Origin of the sequence: Phyllobacterium phragmitis (genome assembly GCF_002980495.1) — a bacterium.
Lineage (GTDB): Bacteria > Pseudomonadota > Alphaproteobacteria > Rhizobiales > Rhizobiaceae > Paramesorhizobium > Paramesorhizobium phragmitis.
The window spans coordinates 144,031-170,965 of the sequence record NZ_PVBR01000006.1; the positions used below are offsets into that span (position 1 = coordinate 144,031).

The 26,935-nt window shown below is 57.8% G+C and carries 27 protein-coding genes and 1 pseudogene; 20 read left to right on the forward strand and 8 right to left on the reverse strand.

The genetic code is table 11. From position 1 onward, the window contains the following. The first annotated feature begins 20 nt into the window (after positions 1–20). The 3 genes from C5748_RS10230 to C5748_RS10240 are packed head-to-tail and all read left to right on the forward strand — an operon-like array spanning position 21 to position 3,569. On the forward strand, positions 21–716 hold the full coding sequence (locus tag C5748_RS10230; RefSeq protein WP_105741967.1) for a response regulator: 696 nt from the start codon (positions 21–23) through the stop codon (positions 714–716). Continuing rightward, positions 709–1,779 (forward strand): ATP-binding protein, encoded by a 1,071-nt coding sequence (locus C5748_RS10235; RefSeq protein ID WP_245428975.1) that lies wholly within the window; start codon positions 709–711, stop codon positions 1,777–1,779. The genes C5748_RS10230 and C5748_RS10235 overlap by 8 nt, the downstream gene beginning before the upstream one ends. A gap of 8 nt (positions 1,780–1,787) precedes the next feature. Continuing rightward, positions 1,788–3,569, forward strand: a complete 1,782-nt coding sequence (locus tag C5748_RS10240; RefSeq protein WP_105741838.1) for an ABC transporter ATP-binding protein — start codon at positions 1,788–1,790, stop codon at positions 3,567–3,569. Between the two features lie 12 nt (positions 3,570–3,581). On the opposite strand, the gene C5748_RS10245 is transcribed toward C5748_RS10240, so the two are convergent. Both C5748_RS10245 and C5748_RS10250 read right to left on the reverse strand, forming a co-directional pair. Next, positions 3,582–4,121, reverse strand: a complete 540-nt coding sequence (locus C5748_RS10245) for a GNAT family N-acetyltransferase (RefSeq protein ID WP_105741839.1) — start codon at positions 4,119–4,121, stop codon at positions 3,582–3,584. 456 nt (positions 4,122–4,577) lie between these two features. Further along, the gene (locus tag C5748_RS10250; protein ID WP_105741840.1) at positions 4,578–4,814 is read right to left on the reverse strand and encodes a hypothetical protein; all 237 of its coding nucleotides are present in this window, start codon (positions 4,812–4,814) and stop codon (positions 4,578–4,580) included. Positions 4,815–4,957: 143 nt separating this feature from the next. Here C5748_RS10250 and C5748_RS29460 point away from each other — a divergent pair, with 143 nt between their 5' ends. Both C5748_RS29460 and C5748_RS28835 read left to right on the forward strand, forming a co-directional pair. Continuing rightward, a complete protein-coding gene (locus C5748_RS29460; RefSeq protein WP_425350236.1) occupies positions 4,958–5,104 on the forward strand; it encodes a hypothetical protein in 147 nt (48 codons plus the stop codon). After that, a complete protein-coding gene (locus tag C5748_RS28835; RefSeq protein WP_105741841.1) occupies positions 5,101–5,691 on the forward strand; it encodes a LysR substrate-binding domain-containing protein in 591 nt (196 codons plus the stop codon). The genes C5748_RS29460 and C5748_RS28835 overlap by 4 nt, the downstream gene beginning before the upstream one ends. A 3-nt stretch (positions 5,692–5,694) precedes the next feature. On the opposite strand, the pseudogene C5748_RS29305 reads toward C5748_RS28835, so the two are convergent. The 5 genes and pseudogenes from C5748_RS29305 to C5748_RS10280 form a co-directional block, all read right to left on the reverse strand. Next, a pseudogene (locus C5748_RS29305) lies at positions 5,695–5,958 on the reverse strand (MarR family winged helix-turn-helix transcriptional regulator); the annotation flags it as partial. Further along, positions 5,955–6,473, reverse strand: coding sequence for a MarR family winged helix-turn-helix transcriptional regulator (locus C5748_RS10265; RefSeq protein WP_199194754.1), 519 nt, complete (start codon positions 6,471–6,473; stop codon positions 5,955–5,957). The gene C5748_RS10265 and the pseudogene C5748_RS29305, both read right to left, overlap by 4 nt. 35 nt (positions 6,474–6,508) lie before the next feature. Continuing rightward, positions 6,509–6,997 (reverse strand): acyl-CoA thioesterase, encoded by a 489-nt coding sequence (locus C5748_RS10270; protein WP_105741844.1) that lies wholly within the window; start codon positions 6,995–6,997, stop codon positions 6,509–6,511. Then, complete coding sequence (locus tag C5748_RS10275) at positions 6,994–8,559, reverse strand: indolepyruvate oxidoreductase subunit beta family protein (RefSeq protein WP_105741845.1); 1,566 nt, start codon at positions 8,557–8,559, stop codon at positions 6,994–6,996. Before C5748_RS10275 ends, C5748_RS10270 begins: the two co-directional genes overlap by 4 nt. A gap of 8 nt (positions 8,560–8,567) precedes the next feature. After that, positions 8,568–10,721, reverse strand: a complete 2,154-nt coding sequence (locus C5748_RS10280) for a thiamine pyrophosphate-dependent enzyme (protein ID WP_105741846.1) — start codon at positions 10,719–10,721, stop codon at positions 8,568–8,570. A gap of 117 nt (positions 10,722–10,838) precedes the next feature. Here C5748_RS10280 and C5748_RS10285 point away from each other — a divergent pair, with 117 nt between their 5' ends. From C5748_RS10285 to C5748_RS10350, 15 genes are all read left to right on the forward strand, one after another. Beyond that, positions 10,839–12,353: an aldehyde dehydrogenase family protein gene (locus C5748_RS10285; RefSeq protein ID WP_105741847.1), complete on the forward strand. Its 1,515-nt coding sequence runs from the start codon at positions 10,839–10,841 to the stop codon at positions 12,351–12,353. Positions 12,354–12,377: 24 nt separating this feature from the next. Next, the gene (locus tag C5748_RS10290) at positions 12,378–12,851 is read left to right on the forward strand and encodes an aminotransferase class III-fold pyridoxal phosphate-dependent enzyme (RefSeq protein ID WP_199194755.1); all 474 of its coding nucleotides are present in this window, start codon (positions 12,378–12,380) and stop codon (positions 12,849–12,851) included. Then, positions 12,767–13,000 (forward strand): hypothetical protein, encoded by a 234-nt coding sequence (locus tag C5748_RS28845; RefSeq protein ID WP_245428997.1) that lies wholly within the window; start codon positions 12,767–12,769, stop codon positions 12,998–13,000. The genes C5748_RS10290 and C5748_RS28845 overlap by 85 nt, the downstream gene beginning before the upstream one ends. Before the next feature lie 85 nt (positions 13,001–13,085). Further along, entirely contained in the window at positions 13,086–14,132 is a 1,047-nt protein-coding gene (locus tag C5748_RS10295) for a carbon-nitrogen hydrolase family protein (protein WP_105741848.1), read from the forward strand. Between the two features lie 15 nt (positions 14,133–14,147). Beyond that, positions 14,148–15,266: a cupin domain-containing protein gene (locus C5748_RS10300; RefSeq protein ID WP_105741849.1), complete on the forward strand. Its 1,119-nt coding sequence runs from the start codon at positions 14,148–14,150 to the stop codon at positions 15,264–15,266. 20 nt (positions 15,267–15,286) lie between these two features. Further along, entirely contained in the window at positions 15,287–16,204 is a 918-nt protein-coding gene (locus C5748_RS10305; RefSeq protein WP_105741850.1) for a fumarylacetoacetate hydrolase family protein, read from the forward strand. A gap of 1 nt (position 16,205) precedes the next feature. Beyond that, the gene (locus tag C5748_RS10310) at positions 16,206–16,952 is read left to right on the forward strand and encodes a maleate cis-trans isomerase family protein (protein ID WP_105741851.1); all 747 of its coding nucleotides are present in this window, start codon (positions 16,206–16,208) and stop codon (positions 16,950–16,952) included. Positions 16,953–17,261: 309 nt separating this feature from the next. Beyond that, on the forward strand, positions 17,262–18,206 hold the full coding sequence (locus C5748_RS10315; RefSeq protein ID WP_105741852.1) for a PDR/VanB family oxidoreductase: 945 nt from the start codon (positions 17,262–17,264) through the stop codon (positions 18,204–18,206). 18 nt (positions 18,207–18,224) lie between these two features. Beyond that, positions 18,225–19,565 (forward strand): aromatic ring-hydroxylating dioxygenase subunit alpha, encoded by a 1,341-nt coding sequence (locus C5748_RS10320; RefSeq protein ID WP_105741853.1) that lies wholly within the window; start codon positions 18,225–18,227, stop codon positions 19,563–19,565. Then, entirely contained in the window at positions 19,562–20,035 is a 474-nt protein-coding gene (locus tag C5748_RS10325) for an aromatic-ring-hydroxylating dioxygenase subunit beta (RefSeq protein ID WP_105741854.1), read from the forward strand. The genes C5748_RS10320 and C5748_RS10325 overlap by 4 nt, the downstream gene beginning before the upstream one ends. Before the next feature lie 8 nt (positions 20,036–20,043). Then, on the forward strand, positions 20,044–21,657 hold the full coding sequence (locus tag C5748_RS10330; protein WP_105741855.1) for an AMP-binding protein: 1,614 nt from the start codon (positions 20,044–20,046) through the stop codon (positions 21,655–21,657). Further along, entirely contained in the window at positions 21,654–22,826 is a 1,173-nt protein-coding gene (locus tag C5748_RS10335; protein ID WP_105741856.1) for a thiolase family protein, read from the forward strand. The genes C5748_RS10330 and C5748_RS10335 overlap by 4 nt, the downstream gene beginning before the upstream one ends. A 1-nt stretch (position 22,827) precedes the next feature. Continuing rightward, positions 22,828–24,066: an SDR family NAD(P)-dependent oxidoreductase gene (locus C5748_RS10340; protein ID WP_105741857.1), complete on the forward strand. Its 1,239-nt coding sequence runs from the start codon at positions 22,828–22,830 to the stop codon at positions 24,064–24,066. Beyond that, positions 24,063–24,854 carry a cyclase family protein gene (locus tag C5748_RS10345; protein ID WP_199194757.1) on the forward strand — a complete coding sequence of 264 codons (792 nt, stop codon included), beginning with the start codon at positions 24,063–24,065 and terminating at the stop codon, positions 24,852–24,854. Before C5748_RS10340 ends, C5748_RS10345 begins: the two co-directional genes overlap by 4 nt. A 5-nt stretch (positions 24,855–24,859) precedes the next feature. After that, on the forward strand, positions 24,860–25,585 hold the full coding sequence (locus C5748_RS10350; protein ID WP_105741858.1) for an SDR family NAD(P)-dependent oxidoreductase: 726 nt from the start codon (positions 24,860–24,862) through the stop codon (positions 25,583–25,585). Between the two features lie 99 nt (positions 25,586–25,684). Here the strand turns inward: C5748_RS10350 and C5748_RS10355 are convergent, their stop codons facing one another. Next, on the reverse strand, positions 25,685–26,935 hold the full coding sequence (locus C5748_RS10355; protein ID WP_105741859.1) for an SDR family NAD(P)-dependent oxidoreductase: 1,251 nt from the start codon (positions 26,933–26,935) through the stop codon (positions 25,685–25,687).

Here is a 26,935-nt window from a genome sequence, read left to right on the forward strand (position 1 = left end):
TAAAGATTGAAAACATGGCCATGAACAATGCTTTGATCCTTATTATTGAAGACGAGCCGGAGATCGCTGAGATCATCGGGACCTATCTGTCGCGTGAGGGTTTCCGGATCATCACCGCCGGTGATGGGACTGTCGGGCTTGCTCATCACCTGCGCTTGCGGCCCGACCTTGTGGTGCTGGACATCAAGCTACCGGGACAGGACGGTTATGAAGTGCTGGCGGCGATCCGTCGGCGCGGCGATACGCCGGTCATCATGGTCACTGCGCTGGCGGAGGACCTCGACAAGTTGCAGGCTTTGCGCATCGGCGCCGACGATTATGTCGTCAAGCCGTTCAACCCGCTTGAGATTGTGGCCCGCGCCAAGGCCGTCCTGCGCCGGACCATGGGGCGCGGCAGCGAGCAGATGCTGCGCGTCGGGCCGCTGACCGTAGATCCGCAGGCTTATCGCGTGGAGGTCGAAAGCGCGGAAGGGCCGGTAAAGCTGGACCTGACGCGGACCGAATTTCGCATTCTGGCCCATATGGCCGCGAGCCTGGGCAGGGTGTTCGAGCGCTCGGAACTGGTCGATGCCTGCCTGCCGGAAGGCGAGGCGCTTGACCGGACGGTGGACAGCCATGTCAGCAATTTGCGTCGCAAATTGACGGCGGCCGGGGCCGACGGATTGCTCACCGGTGTTCGTGGTGTCGGCTACCGGCTGGACAACACACATGGCTAGAAACCTGAACTCCCTGATCGTCCGCGCGATGATCGCACTGACCCTGCTTGCCTTCGCCGTCGTTTACTTCGGGCTGATCGCGTATTTCTTCTTCATCTACGAATGGCTCTATCCGGAGTTCATCGACGACGATTTCCTGCGTACCGGTGATATCGTCACGTTGGGCCTGCTCCTGGGGATCGGCATATCAACCGCCTCATTGCTCGGCTGGATCCTTGCGCGGCGGATTGTGGAACCGTTGAAATCGGTCGCCGGGGCCGCACGCAGGGTTGCGGAGGGTGATTTTTCGGCGCGCGCCTCCTTGCGCCGTGGCAATTTCGGCGAGGCGAGCGATCTGGTCGACGACTTCAACCAGATGGCAGAGCGGCTGCAGCGCGCCGAGGCCGAATTGCAATACTCGAATTCGGCAATTGCGCATGAACTGCGTACCCCCCTGACCATTCTGCGTGGCCGATTGCAGGGCTTGCTGGATGGCGCCTTCACCCCCAGCGCCGAGCTCTATGGCCGGCTCATCGAGCATGTGGACGATCTGTCGGCCATCGTGGAGGAATTGCGCACGCTGGCGCTGAGCAATGCGGGGCAGCTCGATCTGCAATGTTCACGTCTCGATCTGGCGGTGGAGGCCGAGGCGGCGCTGACCTCGCTTGAGGATCAGTTCGGCAAGGCCGGGATCACCACGACCCTGGCGTTGCGCAACGCCGTCACGAGCGCCGACCGCTCGCGAATGCGACAGGCCTTCGTCGCGCTTCTCGAAAATTGCTGCCGCTATGCGCCGCAAAGTACGGTGCACGTCGAGACCGGCGTGGCCAGACAGCACGTCTTCTTCCGTTGCACCGACACCGGGCCCGGTCTTCCCGACGAAAGCCGCGCACGCGCCTTCGAGCGATTCTGGCGCGCGGACGAATCACGGGGGCGTAGTGGCGGCGGCTCCGGCCTAGGCCTGCCCATCGTCAAGGCGATCGCGCAGGCGCATGGAGGCGATGCGCTGATCCTTTCTTCCCACAACCCTGGCCTTGCCGTCGAAATCCGGCTGCCGCGCCGGGAACAGCCTGTTTCCATCTGAGAGTATCAATGTCCGTACATCTCCAGGACTCCGACGATTATGACGGCCTTGCCGCGCAGCATGTTTCCATGCGGCGTGTGCTGGCGCTGGTCGCGCCCTATCGTAAGCGGATCGCGGCGGTCATGCTGCTCATGGTGGTCGCTTCGGCGATCGGCCTGGCGGGTCCGTTCCTGCTGCGCGCGATCATCGATGAAGCCCTGCCACGCAACGATATCGGACTGCTGGTCTGGCTGGTGGCGGGCATGGTCCTTGTCGCCTTTCTGTCGGCTGCAATCGGCGCTGGCCAGGTCATTCTCAGTTCACGCATCGGACAGGCGGTTCTGCACGATTTGCGGGTGCGACTCTACGCCCATCTCCAGAGCCTCTCGCTGCGGTTCTTCACCGGAACGCGCGTGGGCGAGGTGCAATCGCGCATCGCCAGTGACATAGACGGGCTGCAATCACTGGTGACCGAAACCGCGGACGAACTCGGTCGCTCGCTCAGCGCGGTCGTCATGACCGCCATCGCCATTCTGATCCTCGACTGGCGACTGGCACTCTTCGTTCTGTTCATCGTGCCGGGGACGGTCCTGATCAGCAACCGCGTGGCCCGGATGCGCGAGGCGCTGACCTACCAGCAGCAGGCTCGCGCCGCCGATATGTCGGTCGCCGTGCAGGAGACGCTGTCGGCCTCTGGGATCATCCTCGCCCGCACCATGGGACGGGGACCGCACCTGACGCAACGGTTTGCCCGCATCTCGGGCGACCTGGCGAAACTTGAAGTGAAGTCGCATACCGCAGGGGAATGGCAATGGTCGCTGATCGGCTTTGCGTTGGCGGTCCTGCCGGCGATTACACTGCTGGCGGGCGGGCTGTTGATGCAGACTGGCAATCCCGCCACCATCGGCACGCTGGTCGCGATGATCACGCTGCAGGAGCAACTTTTGTGGCCCTTCGAGCAGTTGCTGGAAATCGGCCGCGATACGCGGAAAACGCGCGCCCTGTTCGCCCGAATTTTCGAGTATCTGGACAAGCCGGTTGAGATCACCGAGCGGCCCGATCCCGTTGCCATCCGGCGTGCCGATATGCGCGGAGAGGTGGAACTGGACCATGTCAGCTTCGCCTATCGCGAGGATGGCCGTCCCGCCGTGCGTGACATCAGCCTGACCATTCCCGCAGGCAGCAATGTCGCGATCGTCGGCCCGACCGGTTCGGGTAAGACGACGTTGGGATATCTGCTGGCGCGGCTTTACGATGTCGATAGCGGCGCGATCCGGTTCGACGGTGTCGATCTGCGTGACCTCAGCTTTCAATCGTTGTCCGAAATGCTCGGCGTCGTCTCGCAGGAGCCCTATCTGCTGCATGCTTCGGTGGCGGAGAATTTGCGCTTCGCAAAGCCGGACGCGACCGAGGCTGAATTGTTCGCGGCGGCAAAGATCGCCCAGATCCACGACCATGTCGCGTCGCTGCCCGAAGGCTACGGCACGCTGGTAGGCGAAAATGGCTACCGCTTCTCCGGAGGCGAGAAGCAGCGCCTGGTACTGGCCCGCACTATCCTGCGCGACCCGCCGGTGCTGCTGCTAGATGAGGCGACCAGTGCTCTCGATACCCGAACCGAACGCGCAATGTCATTGGCGCTGGCCCGGATGTCGAAGGGCCGTACAATGATCACCATCGCGCACCGGCTGTCGACCATCCGCCATGCTGACCTGATCGTGGTCATGCAGGCGGGGCGCATCGTGGAACAGGGCAGCCATGACCAGTTGGTGGCTCTCAACGGCGTTTATGCGAGTTTGTTGCGGGGTGCGTGATCTTGCAATGAATTACCGCTCACCGCTTTGAAGCCATTCCTTTCGCAGGATGGCGAACTGCACGGTGTTCTCGAAGATTGGTTCCCCGCTGTCGTCCTTTTTGAACGCTACATATTCGAGAAACAACCCCTCCTGCCGCATCCCCAATCGCTCGCACAGACGCCGGGAGGCGCGGTTATGGTCCTCAACATAGGCATAGAGCCGGCGGGCACCTCTGACGCTGAACAGATAGCTGAACAAAGCCCGGGCGGCTTCGGAAGCAAAGCCGCAACCACTGAAATCTCCGTTGAAATTCCACCCGACCGCGAATGTGTCTTCTTCGGGAACGGCGAACACGTCTCCAATCACCTCGCCTGAATCTTTCAGGCAGACGGCGATGTGATCATCGCTTCGGCTTCGGTTTTCCACCATCGCTTCAGCGGCACCCATGTCGTCGAGTTTCATGGAAAGAAAGCAACTCGCTCCGGGTTCTTTTAGATATGCGTAAATCCCGAGCGCATCCCCGCTCCGGAAATTTCTGAGGACAAGCCGGTTCGTTTCAATAGCGTCCATGCAACCTCTTTTAGTGGTACCCAATCCTGAGTGAGCAACTCAGTGTGGCTGGCTCGCACAAGAACAAAATGCAGAATTTAGGTTATAGTCGGCGGGCTTCGTGGTGCAACGTTTGACGCAGTCGGGGCAACAGAATCACGCTTTTCAGTGTTAACCGGTACAGATCGCAGTCCAATTAGAGGCGATTTCAACCCCTTGACCGCTTCGAACCAATATAGCGAGGCCTAAAGCTGGCTTTAAATGGCAACTGCCAGCGATTGTCGGTATCGGAGGTTGCGTGCCCCCGCAACCAAATCCTACGCTACAATATCCCGCAATAGCCGAAAACTGCGATCCAGTGCGCCAAAGCACTACGAGCGACGGCGATAAATCCCCGCCACAAAACACAAACTCCAAAGGAGGCAGAGCGCAAAACAAGGGAATTCAAGAACGTGATCATCCTTGCCCTTGAGCAGATCAGTTCATCGGACTTTCCGCCGACATCGCCGGCAGCGGAAAAGTGGTGAATCTGCTAACATGACCATCATCCCAGTTGATCGTCACTTCATCGTCATCGAAGGATAAACCGGAAATCATGAATTCGTCCGAATAGGTCCGCAAATCACTCATTTCGGCAGACGGTTGATTTGCGCCAGGTGAGAAATATTGGTCGGGTGCAACGATTGTTTCTGAAAGGCCATTCTGCGTATTCATTATGCTACCTCCAGATGCGTCAGAGACAACTTCCCGGTGAAGATAGAGCAAAAAAATACCCGCTAGAATTGACTCTTTTTTGGAATATTATGTTCTTTTAAGGAACAAATCATAAGGTGAGTGACGTGGACAAAAGTAGCGACATGGCGATTTTCATTGCAGTAATTGACGCTGGCGGCTTTTCCCCCGCTGCGCGTCGTCTTAAGATGTCTCATTCAGCAATTAGAGAGTTCAACAGCTTGAGGAGAGACTTGGTGCCCAGTTTCTCTCTCGCACGACACGTAGCATGACCCTCACAGGCGCCGGCGAACGGTATCTCCGCAAAGGGCGCAAAATTCTCGATAGTATTGAGTCTCTCGAGGCAGACGTCGGGCTTGATAGTGACAGTCCGCGCGGCGTACTGAAGGTTTCGGCCTCAGTTGCCTTTGGGCGATATCACATCGTTCCTACGACGTTCGACTTCATGAAAATCTATCCTGACGTGCGTATTGATCTCATGCTTACCGACGCAATTTCCGATATTGCACGCGAAGGGATTGACGTCGCAGTCAGGAGCGCTGCTCTGACGGATTCCAGCTTGGTGGCACGCAAACTAGCGTCGAACGATAGGATCATCTGTGCCGCTCCGGCCTATCTTGAAACAAACGGAGCGTTAAATCTTGTTTATACAAATTTTATCCGTCATTTTCTGAAGAACCCGGATGCAGGTCTCCAGCTCTTCCTCATCAATATCCTCAACCAGCTTGGCGTGAAGGCGATTAATCAGCGGCGAGATCTCTTTCAGTTTTGCTTTGCCGAGTTTCGTGAGCACGACCGTCCGGACGCGTTGATCGCTGTCACTTATCTCACGTTTGACCAGTCCGGCGGTGACGAGTAACTCAATGCTTCTGCTTGTTGTCGATTGTTCGGTTACAGCCAGGACCGAGAGCTCGTTGATCGTAAGCTCCTTGTGGGCGGACAACGAGGACATGATCCGCATCATTGTTCCGTTCCAACCAAGTTCCGAAAGCGCGGCGTTCTGGTCGGCACCCCATCTGTGAGCCAACCGGGTGATCAAATGAGGGACGTACCGACGCAGACTTTCGCGCGATTTGAATGGAAAGCTGTTTCGCCGTTTGGTCTTCAGCCGGCCTTTTTCCGTCATATTTCTTCTTCTTCTTCAAAGGCGTCTTTTGTTTTCATTGACATTGCCTTGAGCCCACTGGTCACGGCATCGATATCAGACATGGGCACACTTTGCAGTTTTGTTGAGACGACTTGCCTGTGCAGCTTGTTTGCTTCGTCAAAGACCTTGCGTCCCTTTTCAGTCAGCGATGCCCGGAAGGACCGACGGTCGGTTTCTGTGACCTGTCTGTCGACCAGACCGTCCTTGCGCAGTCTGGTCACTAGCCCGGACACGTTGCCATTGCTTACCTTGAGATTTTTCGAGAGCTCACCCATGGAAACGCCATCGGGGTACCGGAAAAGTTGTGCAAGGACGTCGAATTTTGCAACGGAAAGACCAAAGCGGTCGTTGAGTGCCGAGTTCAGATCACCGTAAATCAGTTTGTTTACATTGAGCACCTGAAGCCAAAATCGCGTCTCGGCTTTCTGGCGGACTGTCAGATTCGATTCGTCATCACCGAAATGCGCTGAATCTTGCGTATCTTTCGTCTGCACCGATTGCACCGCCCTCATGTCATCAACAGATACGTTTATATATTGGTTTTTTCTCCATATGCTACCAGGGCCTGCCGGATGTCAGATGGAATCTGTATGGAACTGTGCGTGTCCAGGGATGTCGTCACCGTCACGAAGTGCCCGCGCAGAGCTTCCTTACCGCCTTTCATGCCATGCAGCATCAAAGTGTAGGATTTGTTGCCGATTTTGACGACACGGACAAAGACCTCTATTTCCTCACCCATCTTGCACGGAATGAAAAACTCCGCAGACACAGTGACGTATCCCAATCCGATTCGACGTGTTCCGAGAATCTCGTAATAGTCCAGCGCCAAGCTTTCGGAGAACCATTTCTCGATCGTCCGGTTGAAGACATCGAAGAATTTCGGCGTGTAGACAATACCGGCGGGATCACACTGTCCATGCCGGAAAATGGTCTTAGCCGACCAGAATTCCGCTGGACGGCGGCCAAGCGGAAGTTCCGACAGTTGCTCTGCCAACGGGGCTGCTGGTAATGAAGTCATGCCATTGTCTCTATTGTTCTGATTGTTCCGTCGAGCCCGTCCTGGGAAGGATCTTTGATAGCGGATGCTAGCATAAGGCGCGCCCAAGTGGCGGCGTCGTCGCGGTCGGCGATTTTGAGTGTCGTGCGCATGACCTTGTCGAACTTGGACCGGCCGCGCACATGGGTATCCGAGTATCCCTTGATCAGCCTGCGGAACCGGAGGATTTCGACACCCAGTTCATAGTTTGAGGCAAGTGCCGTTTTTGCCTTTTCAAGCCAATCATCGCGATGGGCTACTTCTTCAAGGTGGCGCAATGACAATCGGCGGATCCGCTTCATGGACCCGACAAAATAAAGCGCCAGGAACCAGTGCAGAGAGTAAGTTTTCACACGCCTCCCCTTGTTAATTCTGCGATCGAGCCAGCCGTATATGCTTTTGCGACCAATGAGCCAGCGCGCCAGGCCGACAGGCAGTACGGAGACAAATTCCTCCATTCGCGGGTGCATATATTCCGTTGTTTGCAAGATCTGCTTATCTGATATCCCGAGTTCGCGCTCGATCCGCTCGCGGCGTTTGAGCCGTGTCTTCAGGCCCGCCACCCGCATCAAGTCGTCGTAGGTCATTGCATTGGCGAGGTACTTGGCAGCCTGTTCGGTGAACAACCAGTCTTTTGCCTCGCCATCGGCCGACCGGTCGCAGATGTGCAGTTGATCGAGAAGGTCAAGATATTCTTCGCCATAGCTGATGTCCTGGAACTGCACGACCTTCTGCAGGCCCAGAAACGCCATCCCGTGAGCTTCCTGTGGCAGTTCATTTCGCAGTCGCTGCAGCAGGTGGTCTGCCTTGGGCGCAGCCAGACTTGCCGGGATCGGCAGCTTTGCCGTGCTTTCTTCCGGCTGGCTCTGCTGTTCCTCACCAGCCAAGGTGCGGTCATAGGCGGCGTCGAAGGTCCGAATGCTGGCTTCGACACCCTTGCCGCCTTTGCGAATGACCTCGTAATAGGTCTCTCGCTCGAATGGCAGAGCGCCAGATGCCGCCAAGCTGCCGAACAAAGCCGCGGAAATCACGCTGCCGTTCTTCACGGCGACGGCGTTCATGTCGAAAATGACTTCGCGCAAAGCGGCAACACCGATGGCGTTGGTCACGGCCCCGCTGTCGGCAATGCTGTCGCCCGGGGCCATTTTTTCTGAAACGGCCAAAGAACGGTGGTTGGAGGCAATCAAGGTGGTACGTTCCGGCGTGACAATTCCGCGTAGGATCGACCGTCCGGCTTCCATGTATTCCGACGCCATAACGATATCGACATCGCCCGGAGTTGGCATTTGCGCCAGGATTGGCTGTCTGCCCGCATCGTCGGGTGGCATCATCTCGACATAGTAGATTGTAGCGCCGGTACGTTGCGCCACGCCGGGGACAGAGGTCGATTGGGCGATCCACCCCCGGCTTTCCGCGAGGCTGACGATCCATCCGGTCAAGACGCCGCCGCCTTGGCCACCCATGGCGACGATCGCGACGGAAATCGGCCGTTCGGTTGCGGGACCAGCGGCTTTCAGGTTGAGCTTGACGGTATCGTCCTTCATTTTCAGCCTCACGCTTCAAAGTTGACCGCTAGGCGGTCCTGACGGTTCTGCAGGAACCGGATCACCGGCGTGGTCAGCTTGTTTTTGAGCTTGTCCCAAGTGCCGGGATTATGAACGATGTCAGCTTGATAGAACGAGGGGCATAGCACCGCCGCGTCCGCCACTTCGCCGCAATTGCCGCAGGCCACGCAGGTGTTGTCGATGGATGCTACGGGATCGTCCCGCAAGGGATCTCCAAGCTCCTTGACCGACAGGGAAGGACAGCCCGAGAGCCTGATACAGGCGTGGTCTCCGGTACAGACATCCTCATCGACGCCGAACCGGGCGGTCACCATCCGCTTCCCACCCTTGATGGCCTTGTTGATCTGCGGTTTCACCCGACGCTGCTTGTTGAGCATGCACTCCGAGGAAGCAACGATGATTTTCGGTCCTTCCTCTTCGGTCGTCAGGGCTTCCTTCAGCACTGCGCGCATCTGGGTGACATCATAGGTGTGATCGATCTGGCGTACCCATTTGGCGCCGATGCCTTTTACTGCGTCGACAATCGTATTGTTCGTGTTGCGGCGCTTGTTGAACGCACGGGAGGAGAGCACGTCCTGGCCGCCAGTGGCGGAGGAATAGTAATTGTCGACAATCAGGAAGACGCCGTCGTGCTTGTTGAAGACGGCGTTGCCGATGCCGCTGGTCAGGCCACCGTGCCAAAAACCGCCGTCACCCATGATCGCGATCGAGCGCTTGTCGGCTTTTACATTGAAAGCCGCGGCCGAAGCTGCCCCCAGGCCATAGCCCATGGTTGTTGCGCCGATGTTGAAGGGTGGCAGGATCGAAAACAGATGGCAGCCGATGTCGGCGGAGACATGATGCTGGCCGAGTTCTTCCTCGACAAGCTTCATGGCGGCAAAGATCGGCCGTTCGGGGCAGCCGGTGCACAGCCCCGGCGGTCGGGGAGGGACAACCTCCTTCAGCTTGTGAATGGCCGGTTCGGAGAGAATCGGTTTCGATTCGGGAACTGGAGGCCGGTTTCCAAGTTGCTTGGGATCGAAATCCTCAAGAAAGCGTCCGATTCCATCGCTCAGGACCGCTGCCGTGTAGTCGCCGCCCATCGGCAAATAGGCCTTGCCACGGATCTTGGTTGGAGCTGAAAGCCGCGAAAGCACGGTGGATATCGATTGTTCGATATATTCCGGCTGTCCCTCTTCAACAACCAGAACCGCATCCAGGCCTTCACAAAACTCCTCGACCTCCGAATTGATTGTTGGATAGCCTACATTCATCACATAGATAGGGATCTTGGTGTTTCCATAGGCGTCGCTCAGGCCCAGAAATTGCAGGCCGCGGATCAGGCTGTTGTACATCCCGCCCTGGGTGATGATCCCGGTCTTCCCGGTTTTTTCGCCAAAGAATTCGTTAAGCTTATTGTCGCGAATGAAATTAATCGCGGTAGGCATGCGGTGCTTGATCTTTTCCTGTTCATGCTCGTAGGCGGCAGGCGGCAGCACGATTCTGTCGAGGTCGCGTTTTGGACTGTTGAGGGCATCCTTCAGTGTGAATTCCGGCCGCTTGTTGTCCTTGCATATGAAGCTTCCGGTCATGTGGCAGGACCGCACGCGAACGGCCAGCATGACCGGAGTGTTGGATGCTTCGGAGAGTTCATAGCCCTTTTCAATCAAATTGACGATGCACTCGTGCTCAGGTCTCGGATCCAGCAGCCACATCTGTGATTTCATCGCGAAAGCGTGGGTGCGCTCCTGCATGATGGAGGAGCCTTCACCATAATCCTCGCCGATGATCACCATCGCGCCACCGGTGACGCCGCCGGAGGCGAGGTTGGCCAGAGCATCCGAGGCGACATTGGTCCCCACCGTTGACTTCCAGGCCACCGCCCCGCGCAACGGGTACATCACCGAAGCGGACAGCATTGCAGCGGCTGTTGCCTCGCTGGCCGAACTTTGAAAGTTCACACCGAGCTCTTCGAGAATGTCGTTGGCGTCGGCCAGCACGTCCATCAGGTGGGAGATGGGAGACCCTTGATAACCGCCCACATAGGATACGCCTGCCTGGAGCAGTGCCTTCGTAATGGCAAGAATTCCTTCGCCTCGGAAAATATCACCTTCCCCAAGACGTAGATCCTCCACCTCTTTTGCAAATGAACGCTCGGCCATGGACGTCTCCTAAAAAATGTATGGTAATGAATAAATTTATATGTAAAATAGGTCAAGTCGTTTCGGCCTGATGTGGTCGAAAATGTTTTAGGCCTCTTGCGAGAAAGAGCAGCGAACATGCAGATTGCAGCTCCACATACATCCGTCTCCCAGATCGAGCGCGCTGTCGCGGATTTTCTGAAATCTCCGGTTCGAATGATTATCGGTAAGCAGAAGCTGGAAGCCGCGAATGGCGGAACGATTGATGTTTTCAATCCGGCGACCGGCGAAAAAATGGCGGAAGTGCCGCGCGGTGGAGCCGAGGACGTGGACAAAGCGGTGAAGGCCGCCAGGGCCGCGCTGAACGGCGAGTGGTCGTCCATGTCGCCGGTCGACAGGCAGCGTGTGATGCTGAAAATCGCGGACCTGATCGAAGCCAATGGTGAAGAGCTTGCGCAATTTGAAACGCTGAACAATGGCAAGTCTGTCATGCTGTCGCGGTTGATCGAGGTTGGCGCCTCCGCCGAATACATGCGGTACATGGCCGGATGGGCAACCAAAATCGAAGGCTCCACCATAGACATCTCGGTTTCGGTCCCGCCGGGCACGAAATACAACGCCTATACCCGCAAGGAGCCGATAGGCGTTGTCGGCGCGATTACGCCCTGGAATTTTCCACTGAACATGGCGGTGTGGAAAATCGCTCCGGCGCTCGCTTGCGGCTGCACGGTTGTCATCAAGCCGGCCGAGGAGACGCCATTGACCACCGTTCGGCTGGTCGAGATTTGCCTTGAGGCTGGTCTGCCGGAGGGCGTGGTCAATGTCGTGACCGGAACCGGTGAAGAAGCGGGTGCCGCGCTGACGGCCCATCCCGATATCAACAAACTGGCTTTCACAGGTTCAACCGAAGTCGGCAAACGCATCGGTATCCAGGCAATGCAGGACATGAAGCGGGTGACGCTGGAGCTCGGCGGCAAGGCACCCATGATCATGTTCGACGATATGGACCTTGAGCAGCTCGGCATCGCCGCAGGCGTTGGCGTGTTTTTCAATTCCGGGCAGACCTGCTGCGCCGGGACCCGGATCTATGCCCAAAAGGGGGTGTACGAAAAGGTCTGCGAGACCATGGCGCAGGTAGCGCAGTCACTGCCAATCGGATCTGGCCTTGATCCGGCCAACCAGATCAACCCAATGGTTTCGGCCAAGCATCAGGCCCATGTTTCCGCCTGCATCGCCGGTGGCATCGAGCAGGGCGCGACACCGCTTCTCGACACGACAGCATATGGCGGTGCCGGCTATTTCGTCCGGCCGCAGATTTTTACGAATGTCAGCCGTGACATGGCAATCATGCAGGACGAGGTTTTCGGACCTGTCTTCACGATCTCTCCATTCGAGGATCCCGAGGATGCAATCCGGATGGCCAACGACACAAAGTACGGGCTCGGCGCCTCGATCTGGTCAACCAACATCAACACGGTGAACCGTTATATCCCGCGGATTCAGGCAGGAACCGTGTGGGTGAACACGCACAACCTCCCTGACCAGAACATGCCATTCGGCGGATACAAGCAATCCGGCATTGGCCGCGAGCACGGACGGTCCGCGCTGGACAACTATCTCGAGACCAAGTCGGTCTGCATCGCTTTGGGATAATGCCGTAACGGAAAAGACAAATCCATGACGATCAAGGACAACAACTTCCTGCGCGAGCACAAAGCGCGCCATCAACTTCACCCAATGATCCATGCGTTTATTTCGGAGGAGCATCCGCCGCAGATCATTGTCAAAGGCGATGGCGTGTTTGTCACCGACATTGATGGCGGGAACTATCTCGACGGGATCGGCGGGCTCTGGAATGTGAATGTCGGGCACAATCGGGCTGAGGTCAAAGCCGTGCTCATCGAGCAGATGGACAACATCAGCTATTATTCGAGCTTCGCCGGCACAACCACTGCGCCGTTGATCGCGCTTTCCGCCGAAATCATGGATCTGGCGGCGGAAGAGGACATGGTCAAGGTGCTGTTCTCGACATCGTCGAACGGGAAAAGCTTCCCCAGAATGCCGAGATCCAGGACGAGCGGCTGTTCAAAGGCCTCGCCGATACCCCCTCGTGGTCATCGCTTACCGGCGAAGTGCGGGGCAAGGGGCTGATGGTCGGCATTGATATGGTCGCCGACAAAAAGACACACGAACCGATTGATCCCGGCAAGGGCCAGGGCGAGATGATTGCCGCCTTCGCCCGCGACGAGGGAGCCATCGTCGACCCGCCGGCTGCAACATCATCATATCGCCGCCGCTGATGCTGAAGGCCGAGCACGTTGACCAGATTGTCGGAGCGCTGACGACCGCTTTCCTGCGTTACGAAGACAGCAAATAGGAGTCCCCATGTTGCCTGATAAGGAATTCCCATGGTTCAAGGCGGCGGCGGTGCAAGCCAGCCCCGTCTATCTGGACGCCGCAGCAACGGCGAGAAAGGCTGCTGATCTGATCTCCGAAGCGGCGGGCAACGGTGCGCGCCTCGTTGTGTTTCCGGAGGTGTTTATCCCCGGGTACCCCTATTGGAACTGGATTACCGATCCGGTCACCGGAGGGGCCTGGTTTGAAAAACTGGTGCGGGCTTCAATATTCCTGCCTGGTCCGGAAATCGAGACCGTGTGCGCCGCGGCCAAGGCAAACGACACCTATGTGGTGATCGGCGTGAACGAACGAAGCCCGATATCGCTCGGCGGACTGTACAACACGCTGGTCTTCATCGGACCGGATGGCACCATTATCGGCAAGCATCGCAAGCTTGTCCCGACATGGGCCGAAAAGCTCACTTGGACGGGCGGCGACGGATCCAGCCTCAAAGTCCATGACACCGAGATCGGCCCTCTGGGAGGGCTCGCCTGTGGCGAGAACACTAACACCCTGGCGAGGTTTTCTCTGCTTGCCCAAGGCGAACTCGTGCACGCGGCATGCTACATCTCGCTGCCGGTTGCGCCTCCCGATTATGACATGGCCGAGGCGATCAAGCTGCGTGGGCAGTCGCACAGTTTCGAGGGCAAGGTCTTCACGATCGTTTCAACCTCGACAATCTCCAACGAGATTATCACCGAGATGGAAAAGGTGCGCCCGGACGCACGCGCCATGCTGGAGCGCAAATCCAGCGCATTTTCGGGAATTGTCGGACCAGATGGCCGGGTCGTGGGTGATAGCCTTATCGACGATGAAGGTATCGTTTACGCCGAGATTGATTTGGCGCGCTGTATCCAGCCCAAGCAGATGCACGACATTATCGGGCACTACAACCGCTTCGACGTTTTCCAGCTTCATTTGAACACTTCGCCTCAAAGCGCCTTGGCGACAACTCCTCCGCGCTATGAAACCGACGGAACGCCAGAGGGTGATCTGCCGGCCTCAGAACCCATTCACTTCGACAATCTCAAGTAGGGAAGGAACGATGCAATGACGAATGCTGCACACGGCGATGACATTCTTGGGCGTGCCCGCGTTGCGGACAATGCCGAACTGAATTCTTACTATGAAGATCTGGCAAAGCTGGATACCGGGGCACTTTGGACGATCGCCAATTCGATTGAGCCATGGGAGCCAACGCCGGTCTCCGACCCTGTTTTGTGGCGCAATTCAGATTTGCGCGAACAGGTGTTGCGTGCCATCAATCTCGTGCGTCCCGAGGACGCCGGGCGGCGGGTGGTCTATCTGCGCAACCCAAAACGCAAGGATGTCAGCGCCTGCTGCGGTTGGTTGTTTTCCGGCATCCAGGTGATGAAACCGGGCGAACGGGCCGGTGCGCACAAGCATGCGGCGACGGCCTTGCGCTTCATCATGGAAGGAGCCGGCGCCTATACCATTGTCGATGGTCACAAGATTGGTCTGGGTGCGCGCGACTTTGTGATCACACCGAACGGCACGTGGCATGAGCACGGGATCGCCGAAGACGGGGAAACAAGCATGTGGCAGGACGGGCTCGATATTCCGCTGACCAATGCGCTCGAAGCCAATTTTTACGCCGTGCATCCCAATGACTACCAGACAACCAATCTTCCGGTGAATGACAGTCCGCTGACCTACGGCGCACCGGGCTTGCTGCCACTGATGGACAAATGGGACAAACCCTATTCACCCCTATTCCAATATCGCTGGGACCCAACCTACGAAGCGCTCTTGAACTACGCAAAGGTGACCGATGGGTCTCCATATGACGGCGTGATCATGCGCTACACCAACCCGCACACGGGCGGCGAGCCCATGCTGACCATGGGAGCGACCATGCAACTGCTGCGTCCGTCGGAGCATACGAAGGCGCACCGTCACACCGGCAATATCATCTATCAGGTTGCCAAAGGCGAGGGCTATTCCGTCATCAACGGCAAGCGCATTGACTGGAAAGAGAAGGACATTTTCTGCGTCCCGCCCTGGATGTGGCACGAGCACTGCAACACCGCGACCGGCGATGATGCGTGTCTGTTCTCATTCAACGATTTGCCGACCATGCACAAGCTTGGCTTCTACGCCGAGCAGGCGCTGGAGGAAAATGACGGTCATCAGATCGTCGAGAAATAAGACAGTTTAGGAACCAAAAAATGAAACTTGTAACCTATCGTGCCGCGGCAGCGGCAGAGGGACGTCTTGGTGTTGTCTGGGGTGGACTTGTCATTGACGTCGAGCGACTCGGCGATGTAGTCGGGGAAGAGTTCCCGACCTCGATGCTTGATCTGATCGACCAGGGTCCGGATGCGTTGGCGGCTCTGGCTCGCGCGATCGCCGACACCGATGGCAAACGCCCGACCGGCATTGCCGTTCCCGTTGAAAACGTGAAGATGCTGGCGCCCATTCCGCGTCCGCGCAAGAACATCTTCGGCATTGGCCTGAATTATGTCGAGCATGTCGCCGAATCCGCGCGATCGCTCGATACCTCCAAAGAGCTTCCCGACAAGCCGGTTGTGTTCTCAAAACCGCCGACGGCCGTCATAGCCGACGGCGAGCCGATCCAGCACAATGCTGCGATGACCCAGCAACTTGACTGGGAGGTCGAGCTGGCCGTGATCATCGGCAAGCGGGCGACCCGTATCGGCAAGGAAGACGCGATGAGCCACGTCTTCGGCTATTCGGTGATCAACGACGTTTCGGCGCGCGACAACCGGCGTGCCGGACAGTGGATCTTTTCCAAGGGGCAGGACAGCTATGCGCCGTTCGGTCCGGCGATCGTGACGGCTGATGAGATCATCGATCCGCACAATCTCGTCCTTTGGCTGAAAAAGAACGGCGAGGAAAAGCAACGTTCGAACACCAAGTTCCTGCTGTTTGATATTCCGACCCTGATAGCCGACTTGTCGTCGGGCATGACGCTGGAGCCTGGTGATATCATTGCGACCGGAACACCCTCGGGTGTTGGCGCCGGGCGTGATCCGCAGGAATTCATGTGGCCCGGAGACGTCGTCGAATGTGGCGTCGACGGTATCGGCGTCCTGCGCAATCCTGTTGTGAAGATTGGTGATTGACATGAACCAGTCGATCAAGATCGGCCAGATCGTTCCCTCGTCAAACCTGACCATGGAGCGCGAAATTCCGGCCATGCTGCGTGCCCGCGAAAGCATTTTTCCGGAGCGTTTTTCGTTCCACTCCTCGCGGATGCGGATGAAGAAGGTCACTCCGGAAGAACTCAAGGCGATGGACCGTGACAGCGACCGTTGCGCATATGAGCTTTCCGATGCCGCCGTCGATGTGATGGGCTACGCCTGTCTTGTCGCCATCATGGCCATGGGCAAGGGCTATCACCGAGAAAGCCAGGAACGCCTGCACAGGATCACCGTTGAAAACGGTCACCCTGCGCCGGTGGTCAGTTCCGCCGGGGCGCTTGTCGACAGTCTCAAACTGATGGGGGCAAAGCGTATTTCGATTGTTGCGCCCTACATGAAACCACTGACCAAAATGGTGGCGGAGTATATCGAGGCCGAAGGTGTCGAGGTCAAGGATTACATTGCCCTGGAGATTCCGGACAATCTCGAGGTTGCCGCTCAGGACCCGATGAACCTTGTGGACATTTACAAGCGTCTTGACCTGAAGAACATCGATGCCCTTGTGCTTTCAGCCTGCGTGCAAATGCCGTCGCTGGCGGCGATCCAGCGGGTTGAGGATGAATGCGGCATTCCGGTTTTGTCGGCGTCGGTGGCAACCATCCACCAGATGCTGGTGCAATTGGGTCTTGAGCCCAAGGTGCCCAATTGCGGAACTCTACTGGCCGGTTAGGCGCGGCCTGACATACTGACGCGGTGAGGGAGCCATCGCGTCCGCTCAGTTCGCCGATCCTGCACCTTCGCAGGCGACGGACACCTTTGATCGAGATTTCGATTGCACCAGCGTATCCAGTCCGGTCCAGCGGATTTTGAGTTGATGGAGAGCGTTCCGCAAGCCGATTAAGACCATACTTTAACATGCCAATACATAAGTTTATGGCTAAATATTTGGAAATCAATCGGCTTTTTTAAAGCGCTGTGCAAATGTCTTGACAGATGATGTTTTATATATAAATTTATGCAAAACCATAAAGCGTGCGAGATGCAAACCAAGACCTATCAGCTCCTTTCATCGGCTTACGAGACTGCTGACATAAAGAGGCTTGAATTCACCAGCGCTACCGGTGCGACATTAACCTGGACCGCGGGTGCGCATGTTCGCGTGTTGCTTACTGACGGAACCAGCCGGGCCTATTCCCTGCTGCGCCTGTCGGGATTGAGCGCCGGAGAACTGGCGTTGGGTGTTCTGCTTGAAAAGAACGGCCAAGGCGGATCCCGATTCATGCATGCGCTCAAACGGGGCGACAAGGTTCAGATTTCGGACCCGGTCAGTCAATTTGCGGTGCAGGAGCATGATGGACCCGCGATCCTGATTGCGGGCGGTGTCGGGATAACGCCGATCCTGTCCATGGCCGATGAGTTGGCCCGCGCGGGCCGGCTGTTTGAAGCGCACTATGCGGGCCGAAGCGTAGGGAAGCTTGCATTTGTCAAAGAAATGCAACGCATTTGCGGGGACCGACTGTTTCTTCATTACGATGATCAGGACAATGCTCTCGACATCGGCGCCGTGCTGAATTCAGCAGCGAAGAATGCTCATCTCTATTTTTGCGGGCCGACGGGCATGATCGAGGCCATCAAGGCAACCGCGGACAGACAAGGGTTTCCGTCGGATCAGTTGCACTATGAACTCTTCTCCGCCGCCATTGATCATGCATCCGATACGGCTTTCGATGTTGTTGTGAAGAGTTCGGGGCAGGTGGTTCACGTCGCCGCAGACAAGACAATCATCGAGGCGCTGGAAGATGCCGGTCTTGATCCGCTCTACGACTGCAAGCGCGGCGATTGCGGAATTTGCCAGTGTGAGGTGATCGAGGGTGAACCCGATCATCGGGACGTCATTCTTTCAGACGCCGAAAAGGCTTCGGGGAAAGTGATGCAGATTTGCGTTTCGCGGTCGAAAACGCCGCGACTGGTTTTGGATATTTAGTCCGCAAGGGAGGTTGTCATGGATCGATACCGTGGGAATGCGAAGGCCATACGGGATCTGGTGAAGGGCTATGCCGTTCATCGCGACACCTATGTGGACAAGGAGATCTTTGATCTGGAAATGGAGAATCTATTTCCAAACACATGGGTCTATGTCGGCCATGCCAGTCAATTGAAGAATCCGGGCGATTTCATCACTTCGAAAATCGGCCACCAGCCCATATTGATCTCCCGCCATCGCGATGGAGAGATCTACGTTCTGCACAACCGGTGCCCGCACAAAGGTGTCAAGATTGCATCGGAGGCCTGCGGAAACACGGGTAAATTCTTCCGCTGCCCCTATCACGCATGGTCGTTCAAGACCGATGGATCGATTCTCGCGATCCCGCTGAAGAAAGGGTATGAAGGGACCGGTTTCGACACGCAAGCCGCATCCGAAGGGCTTGCGCGCGTCAGGAATGTCAAGGTCTATCGCGATTTCATTTTTGCCAGACTCGCCGACAACGGGCCCTCCTTTGAAGAGTATTTCGGCGAGTCCCTGTCAACCATCGACAACATGATCGACCGGTCCCCGGAAGGGAAGCTTGAGATCATTGCTCCGCCAATCCGCTACATGCATCAGTGCAACTGGAAGATGCTGGTGGATAATCAGACTGACACCTGCCACCCGATGGTCGCCCATGAAAGCTCCGCCGGCACCGCTGTGAGCGTCTGGGAACGCGAGAAGCACAAGTTCACGGAAACCCCGATGGCGGTGCAGCTCTATGCACCGTTTATGTCACCCTATGAGTTTTATGAGGGAGCGGGTATCCGGGTCTGGCCGAATGGTCATGGCCATACAGGGGTCTCGGGATCGATCCATCAGGACTACGACGATGTGTCCGAATACATGGCAAGGATGGAGGCGTCCTATGGGCCGGAAAGGGCCAGGGAAATCCTCGGCGATGTTCGCCACAACACAATCTATATGCCGAATATCATGGTCAAGGGACCGGTCCAGATCCTGCGCAACTTTATCCCTCTCGCCGTCGACAAGACCTTGGTTGAAAGCTTCGTCTTTCGCCTCGTTGGTGCGCCGGACAAGATATATGAGCGGTCGCTTATGTACAATCGCTTCATCAATGCGCCGACCTCGATCGTGGGTCACGATGATCTGGAAATGTACGAGCGAGCCCAGGAGGGACTGCACTCGGATGGCAATGAATGGATAGACCTTCATCGCCTGTACGAAGCGGACGAACAGCGTGATGCGAACGAGGTCGTCAATGGAACATCAGAGCGGCAGATGCGCAACCAGTTCTATGCCTGGAGCAAGTTCATGACGCTCGGCATGGATGAACCCGTGGAGGCTGCGGAATGAAACCGGATCGGATTGTAGACTTCATCTATGATGAAGTTGCGGCTCTCGATGAGATGCGCTGGGAAGACTGGTTGTCGTTGTTTCACGAGGAGGGGCGCTACTGGATGCCGCTCGAATGGAAGCAGCAGGACCCGATCATGCAGCCGTCGCTGATGTATGAAGACCGGCTGTTGCTGACGGTGCGGGTGGAGCGGCTTGCTGGCGAACGCACCTTCAGCCAAAAGCCCAAAAGCCGTTGCCATCACCTGCTTGAGCGGCCGCGCATTCTGTCACTTGGCGAAGGTGACGGCGTCTGCAAGGCCAGGACATCCTTCGTCTACACCGAAACACGGGGCGACCAGCTTGAGCGTTATTCGGGCTGGGTGTCGCATCACTTGGTCGAAGAGAACGGTGCGCTGAGGATCAAGCTCAAGCGGATTGATCTGATCAATTTCGATGCCCCGTTCGGCAATCTCCAACTCTTCATTTAAGGCGGCGCATGTCCCAGCAAACAGTTTTCGAACGCTTCACTGATGCTATTCATCGGCGGGGTGAGGCACCCTTTCTGCAGGTTCTGGAAGAAACCGCCGGGATCTACGGGATCCCGGCGGGTGAAATTTCCTATGCCGAAATGGGGGCGCGCGTCAGCGTCTGGGCCAAGCAGCTCACCCAGGCAGGCTACGGGGCAGGTCACCGCGTCGGACTGCTGCTACAAAACAGGCCAGTGTATCTGGAGATCTGGCTAGCGCTCAACAGCCTCGGTGCCTCGGTCGTACCGATCAATCCGGACCTGCGGCTCGCAGAACTGGAATACGTCGCCCAACACTCGGAAATGATCTTGGCGATTGTCCTGCCCGAAAGAGTCGAAGAATTGCGGCAGGCCGCCGCGAACGCGGGTCTGAACTTGCCGGTAATCTCCCCCGGAGACGCGCTGCCTGACGCGATCCTCCCCGCTTCGGGCAGCGTGGAACTGGGCAATTCCACCGAATGCGCGTTGCTCTATACGTCCGGGACAACCGGCCAGCCCAAAGGCTGCATCTTAAGCAACGAGTACTTCCTTCATTCCGGTGACTGGTACGCTGAAACCGGAGGCTACATCGGCTTGCGCAAGAATTGCGAGCGGATGCTCACGCCCTTGCCAGTCTTTCATATGAATGCCATGGCCGTTTCCGTCATGGCGATGATCACGGTTGGCGGCTGCATTATCCTTCTGGACCGTTTCCATCCCAGAAGCTGGTGGCATTCGGTGCGCGAGAGCGGCGCCACCGTGGTTCACTATCTCGGCGTCATGCCATCGATGTTGAGCAGCGCTCCACGATCGTCGTCTGATCGCGACCATTCGGTTCGCTTTGGGTTCGGCGCCGGCGTGGACAAGAAGCTGCACGAGCCATTTGAACAGCGTTTCGGCTTCCCGCTCATTGAGGCCTGGGCCATGACGGAAACCGGCAGTGGCGGCGTGATTTGCGCCAACGAAGAGCCGCGCAAGATCGGCACTTCCTGCTTCGGCCGGGCCGAACCGTCTGTTGAAGTGCGGGTGGTTGATGACGCGGGGCAAGATGTCGAGGGGGATGTTGCCGGTGAACTTCTTGTCCGCCGCAAGGGCGACAATCGCCGCTACGGCTTCTTTTCCGGATACCTGAAAAACCAGCAGGCCACCGATGAAGTCTGGGAAGGTGGTTGGTTTCATACCGGCGATATCGTCTCGCGGGATCCCGACGGTTCGTTTCATTTCGTCGACCGAAAGAAAAACGTCATCCGCCGGTCGGGCGAAAACATCGCCGCTGTGGAAGTCGAGACCATCCTCAATCGGCATCCGGACATCCGCATGGCTGCGGCTGCGGCGACGCCGGACGAAACCCGCGGCGATGAGGTTGCGGTCGTCATTGTACTGGAAACGGGTGAGGGTTCGGCCAGGAAAGCCGACGAGATTGTGCATTGGGCGCTGGATCAGATGGCGTATTACAAGGTCCCGGGCTGGGTGTGCTTCGTTGATGAACTGCCGTTGACCGCCACACGGAAAATCCTGCGTGGAAAGGTCAAGGACCTGGTTGGGGAACTCATGAACAATAGCGGCTTACACGACACCCGCTCACTCAAGAGGCGAAGGGCTTGAACCGGCGCCCGGTTGCATACGATGGTGTTGCTGTCTGCTGCCCCGTCACCGTTCCGTATGTTCGCTACTCACCTGAAACCGCGCATTGGTGGGCCGGTGCCGCATTGAGCGCGCTGGCCGGGCGTACCGGCCTGGGGCCGGCTGATATCGACGGGTTTTGTTTTGCCAGCTTTTCGTCGGGACCGGACACTGTGGTCGGCATGATCCAGCATCTTGGGCTCAGTCCGAGTTGGATGGATCACATTCCGACAGGGGGCGCCAGCGGCGTCATGGCGATGCGCCGCGCCGCGCGCGCCGTCCAGTCACGAGACGCCGAAATTGTTGTTTGCCTTGCCGCCGATACCAATCATGTCGACAGCTTCCGCCAGACCCTTGCTGGATTTTCGCGGTTTTCTCAGGACGCTATGTATCCTTATGGATTTGGCGGGCCGAATGCGACCTTTGCGCTAATTACAGACAATTACATGCGCACATATGGGATTGGGCGGGAGAGCTTCGCCAAGCTCTGTGTGGCGCAACGGGCAAACGCCCTGTCCAATCCTCATGCCTTGATGAAACACCCACTGAGTTTTGAACAATACATGACATCCCGGGTGATCAGCGATCCGGTTCATCTTCTGGATTGCGTCATGCCCTGCGCAGGTGCTGAAGCCTTTATTGTGACCACAGAAGAGAAGGCGGAATCCCTGGGTCTTCCTGCAGCCTCGATCATGGCGACGATCGAACGCCACAACGCGTTTCCCGAAGATCCCGTCCAGGTCCGTGGCGGATGGGCCAGGGATGTAGACACGCTTTGGAACGCCGCCGGATGCGGCCCCGAAGACATGGATACGATCCAGTTCTACGATGATTATCCGGTGATTGTGGCCATGCAGATGGAGGATCTAGGCTTCTGCCGGAAAGGCGAGGTCGCAGGCTTCATCGACAGGCACGATTTTACCGTATCCGGTTCGATGCCGCTCAATACCAATGGTGGTCAACTCTCGGCGGGGCAGGCGGGCGCAGCCGGCGGATTCCAGAATGTCACCGAAGCATTGCGACAGGTGCTGCACAGTCCGCTGGGCGCCCAGGTGCCCGATGCCAGGCGGGTGCTTGTCTCGGGCTTCGGGCTCGTGAACTACGACCGGGGCGTTTGCACCGGAGCAGCTGTTCTCGAAGGGGTGAACTGAGATGAGCAAAGGTCTCCCTCCTCCCGAGCGCAAGGATCCGCTGAAAATGTCTCGGCTCGGACATGTCTCGCCCGGTCTGCGCAGCCGCGCGGCGAGGGCGATGGCGGTGCGCGCGGGACAGGGGCGGTTCGTTCTTCAGGTCTGCGCGGGCTGCAGCGTTGCGACTTATCCGCCGCGTGACCGTTGCCCACAATGCTGGGGGGAGTTGCGGTGGGCCGACCAGCCCCACACCGCGGTGCTGCTGGCGGAAACCACGGTTCGGGCAACCACCGACAATTTTTATCGTGAACATCTGCCATGGCGGATCGGAACCGTTCAACTCGACGCCGGGCCCACAGCCGTGGCGCATCTTCATAGCGATGTGGCGGTTGGCGATCAGGTCAGAATGCGCCTGGTACTGGACCGCGGTGGCAATCCCGCCATGTTCGCGCTGCCTTTGAAGGAGACACCGCATATGCAGGATGATCCACAACTGCGCGTTTTCACGTCGGCGCCCAAGCACCGCCGTGTTCTCGTCACTGATGGACGGACCAAGCTTGGGCAGGAGGTCGCCTACGCGCTTCTAGAGGCTGGCGCCAGCACTGTTTTTCTCGGCAATTCCGACAGGCTGCTGCGGTATGACGGAGAGGACCAGATCGCTTCGACACCCCATGTCGATGTGGTGCCGCTGGATTTGACCGACAACCGCAGTGTGAGCGAACTGGGTGGTCTGCTTGGTGGCCGCGTCGATATCATCGTCAACACCGCAGGCTATGTCCGCCCCGGCGGAGTGTCGGTCGGAAGCAGGCTTGCAACGCTGCAAACAGCGATGGATGTCAATGCGTCGGGATTGATGCGCCTGGCACAGGCCTTCTGTCCGGCGATGGGCGCCCGCTCGGATGATGGCGTGAATTCGGCCTCCGCATTCGTCGATATCAATTTCGTCTATGCGATGACGGGAAATGCCGGGTTCGCGGGTTTCTCGGCCAGCGCGGCGGCCAGGCAATCCTTGATCGCGGGCTTGCGTGGCGAGATGACAAGTGTCGGTATCCGGGTCGCAAGTGTGTTGTGCGGACCGATCGACGATGAATGGCATCAGGCGGTGCCGCTGCCCAAGGTCGCGCCCTCCAGAATTGCCAAGGCGGTTGTCCAGGCGCTTCAGGACGGGCTGGAAGAGGCTTATGTCGGCGATATCGCCGAAGATCTGGCAAAGCGGTGGCGGCAGGATCCGCTATTGACCATGAGAGAGGAAAACCTATGAGCAACTCCGGTTCACTTTGCATGCAGATGGTTGCGGCGCTGGTTAGTGGAAAGCTGAAATGCGTCGACTTGACCAATACCCTTTCTCCCGATTTTCCGGTGATTGTGTTGCCTGCCGAATTCGGCCAATGCGCGCCTTTTCGGGTCGAGACGCTGTCGCGTTACGACGAAAACGGCCCGGCCTGGTACTGGAACAACATCACCATGAATGAGCACACCGGCACCCATTTCGATGCGCCGGCTCATTGGGTGACGGGCAAGGATTTGCCGGACAACACGGTCGACGCCGTTCCTGTCAGTGACTTTGTCGCGCCCGCGGTTGTTGTCGATATTTCCGCCGAGGCGGGGGCTGATGCGGATTTCGTGCTGACCCGGGCATATCTCGAGGATTGGGAAGCCAGGAACGGAAAAATTCCGACACGGCACTGGGTTGCCTTGCGCACCGACTGGTACAAGCGGGTCGGCACCCCGGACTATCTGAACTTCAAGAAAGACGGCGCGCATTCGCCCGGTCCGGATGCGGGCGCCATGGAGTTTCTGGTGCATGAGAGGGACTGTATCGGGCTGGCTGTCGAGACAGTCGGAACTGACGCCGGACAGGCTTCTCATTTCAATCCGCCACTGCCAGCCCACTCGATCCTGCATGGCAACGGTCGCTATGGCCTCCAGTGCCTGACCAATCTCGACAAGCTGCCGACATTCGGAGCAATGATCGTAGCGGCGCCGCTAAAAATCGAGGGCGGTTCGGGCAGTCCTCTGCGGGTGTTTGCCCTTTTTGACGCGGAGTAATTTTCATGACGGGCAAAACGACGCTGATTACCGGCGGCAACTCCGGGATCGGGGCGGCGATCGCACAGCAGTTGCTGGCCACAGGCGAGGCGGTAGTTTCCCTGGGTCTGGAATTGCCCGGTTGGGAACATGAAAAGCTGAGCGGCTACACGGCAGATCTCACCGACGCGGCGGCAACAGCCGAGATTGCGGCGCGGATCGCCGCCGAACACCGGATCGGTGCGCTGGTGCACAATGCCGGCATGATCCTGCCCAACCTGCTTGCCGACGCGAAATCCGAGGATGTTGTCAAACTCGCCCAATTGCATCTTGCGGCGCCGCTGACGCTTACACAGGCTATGCTGCCGGGATTGAAGGACAGCGGCCAGGGGCGCATCCTTTTCATCAGTTCGCGAGCTTCAATGGGAATGCCGACCCGCTCAGCCTATGCCTCCACAAAAGCCGGCGTGCATGGCTTGGCTCGGACATGGGCGCTCGAGCTCGCCGGCCAGGGTATTACCGTCAATGTCATCGCCCCCGGACCGGTGAAAACCGAAAACTTCTGGGGCATTGTGCCGAAGGGTGGTGAGCTCGAAGACAAAATCGCCAACTCCGTGCCGGTCAAACGTATCGGCACATCGGAAGACATCACCAATGCCGCCTTGTTCTTTCTCGATGCGAAGGCGAGCTTCATAACCGGTCAGGTGCTTTATGTCTGTGGCGGTACCAGCCTGGGCGGACTTGGAGCCTGATGCGTGTCGCTTTGAAACGGGTTCAATTCGGTAACGGTTCAATTTGGCGAGGCGATGTCGGTTTGCATTCGGGATCAAGAAAGCTCCGGCGAGAGGCATTCAGGCGGATTGGTCCTTGTTCAATGCCCGCTCGGTACCTTTTTGGTTTTGTCTGATGCGCTCTCGAATGTCCCGGGCGATATCGTCCACAAACACATCCTCTTGCCCGTTCTGCAACGCCTTTACCAACGCCGAAGCGATGGTATGGGGCGCGACCTTGGGCGCTGGCAATGTCTGGTACCATTCATCATCAATTGGCCCTGTAAACAGGTTGATCACCCGTACGCCGGCAGGTCGCAATTCACCGCGCAATGAATGCGACAGCGACAGGCAGCCCGCCTGGACTGCGCTGAACGCGCCGAACGGATTTGCATTCGCCAAGGCATAGGCAGAAAACACGTTCACCCACGCTGTGGCGCTGTTCGAACCATCCGCACCACGTGCCCGCATCGCCCCGCCAAAGGCTTGGGCAAGGTGTACAAAGCCAATGAAATGCTGGTTTAACTGGTCTCTGACGGAGGAGGCGTTTTTCTGGTCGAGCAGGTTGCCGGGGCGGACATAATCATTGGTGTTCACAAGGATGTCGACCTTGCCGCCTATCAGCGCTGCCAGTTCGCGCACCGATCGCTCGTCATCGACGCTCAGGTCCATCAACTGCAGCCGATCGTCAGTTTTGAGCTTCTCTTCACCTTCAAAAGGTATCCACGGTTCTGAGATCCCGACAAAAACCGTGCCTCCCGCATCTGCCAGTGCGCCGGCGATCGTTTGGCCAACGCGGGTGCGCCCGGCGGTCACCAGCACGCGCCGAAATTTGGGAGCCGCAGTCATCTCGCGCCATTGGGTGTCATCGGTCATGTTGGGCACATCCTGTTCAGGCCGCCCGAAAGCGGCGGCATTGCCGGCCTTGTCCATTTGAAGCGACATCCGAACTCGATCACCCGTGGCGCAATCGGCGTGCAAATGGGCCACCAGGATCGGGCCGCAATCCAGTTTCACCAACCCGATTAGCCACGGCGCACGCTCGCGAAAATAGAGCTCGCCTGGTACCGATATCAGAGTGTGTGACAGGACCTTGCCGCCCGCGGGAAGGTCGGTGAGCGGCAAATCATCGGAAAGACACTCGGAGCAGGCGTCGCGCGGCGGGTATGCGATGGTGCCGCATTCGGTGCATTCTTGTAGCGCGAACCGGCCTTCGGCCGCGGCTGCAGTGAGGATCTGGGCAGTGCGCGATTGAAACGACGGGGGCAGCATCGGCACCTGTGTGCGAACCAGCGGATTCTTGCGGGCCGGGCGCTTGAGAGGCTCTGTCAT

What these genes read in the sequence shown, in the direction of transcription:
- C5748_RS10230 (WP_105741967.1), top strand. Translation starts at nt 21, where the DNA reads ATGAACAATGCTTTGATCCTTATTATTGAAGACGAGCCGGAGATCGCT.
- C5748_RS10235 (WP_245428975.1), top strand. Translation starts at nt 709, where the DNA reads ATGGCTAGAAACCTGAACTCCCTGATCGTCCGCGCGATGATCGCACTG.
- C5748_RS10240 (WP_105741838.1), top strand. Translation starts at nt 1,788, where the DNA reads ATGTCCGTACATCTCCAGGACTCCGACGATTATGACGGCCTTGCCGCG.
- C5748_RS10245 (WP_105741839.1), bottom strand. Translation starts at nt 4,121, where the DNA reads ATGGACGCTATTGAAACGAACCGGCTTGTCCTCAGAAATTTCCGGAGC.
- C5748_RS10250 (WP_105741840.1), bottom strand. Translation starts at nt 4,814, where the DNA reads ATGAATACGCAGAATGGCCTTTCAGAAACAATCGTTGCACCCGACCAA.
- C5748_RS29460 (WP_425350236.1), top strand. Translation starts at nt 4,958, where the DNA reads ATGGCGATTTTCATTGCAGTAATTGACGCTGGCGGCTTTTCCCCCGCT.
- C5748_RS28835 (WP_105741841.1), top strand. Translation starts at nt 5,101, where the DNA reads ATGACCCTCACAGGCGCCGGCGAACGGTATCTCCGCAAAGGGCGCAAA.
- C5748_RS10270 (WP_105741844.1), bottom strand. Translation starts at nt 6,997, where the DNA reads ATGACTTCATTACCAGCAGCCCCGTTGGCAGAGCAACTGTCGGAACTT.
- C5748_RS10275 (WP_105741845.1), bottom strand. Translation starts at nt 8,559, where the DNA reads ATGAAGGACGATACCGTCAAGCTCAACCTGAAAGCCGCTGGTCCCGCA.
- C5748_RS10280 (WP_105741846.1), bottom strand. Translation starts at nt 10,721, where the DNA reads ATGGCCGAGCGTTCATTTGCAAAAGAGGTGGAGGATCTACGTCTTGGG.
- C5748_RS10285 (WP_105741847.1), top strand. Translation starts at nt 10,839, where the DNA reads ATGCAGATTGCAGCTCCACATACATCCGTCTCCCAGATCGAGCGCGCT.
- C5748_RS10290 (WP_199194755.1), top strand. Translation starts at nt 12,378, where the DNA reads ATGACGATCAAGGACAACAACTTCCTGCGCGAGCACAAAGCGCGCCAT.
- C5748_RS10295 (WP_105741848.1), top strand. Translation starts at nt 13,086, where the DNA reads ATGTTGCCTGATAAGGAATTCCCATGGTTCAAGGCGGCGGCGGTGCAA.
- C5748_RS10300 (WP_105741849.1), top strand. Translation starts at nt 14,148, where the DNA reads ATGACGAATGCTGCACACGGCGATGACATTCTTGGGCGTGCCCGCGTT.
- C5748_RS10305 (WP_105741850.1), top strand. Translation starts at nt 15,287, where the DNA reads ATGAAACTTGTAACCTATCGTGCCGCGGCAGCGGCAGAGGGACGTCTT.
- C5748_RS10310 (WP_105741851.1), top strand. Translation starts at nt 16,206, where the DNA reads ATGAACCAGTCGATCAAGATCGGCCAGATCGTTCCCTCGTCAAACCTG.
- C5748_RS10315 (WP_105741852.1), top strand. Translation starts at nt 17,262, where the DNA reads ATGCAAACCAAGACCTATCAGCTCCTTTCATCGGCTTACGAGACTGCT.
- C5748_RS10320 (WP_105741853.1), top strand. Translation starts at nt 18,225, where the DNA reads ATGGATCGATACCGTGGGAATGCGAAGGCCATACGGGATCTGGTGAAG.
- C5748_RS10325 (WP_105741854.1), top strand. Translation starts at nt 19,562, where the DNA reads ATGAAACCGGATCGGATTGTAGACTTCATCTATGATGAAGTTGCGGCT.
- C5748_RS10330 (WP_105741855.1), top strand. Translation starts at nt 20,044, where the DNA reads ATGTCCCAGCAAACAGTTTTCGAACGCTTCACTGATGCTATTCATCGG.
- C5748_RS10340 (WP_105741857.1), top strand. Translation starts at nt 22,828, where the DNA reads ATGAGCAAAGGTCTCCCTCCTCCCGAGCGCAAGGATCCGCTGAAAATG.
- C5748_RS10345 (WP_199194757.1), top strand. Translation starts at nt 24,063, where the DNA reads ATGAGCAACTCCGGTTCACTTTGCATGCAGATGGTTGCGGCGCTGGTT.
- C5748_RS10350 (WP_105741858.1), top strand. Translation starts at nt 24,860, where the DNA reads ATGACGGGCAAAACGACGCTGATTACCGGCGGCAACTCCGGGATCGGG.
- C5748_RS10355 (WP_105741859.1), bottom strand. Translation starts at nt 26,935, where the DNA reads ATGACAGAGCCTCTCAAGCGCCCGGCCCGCAAGAATCCGCTGGTTCGC.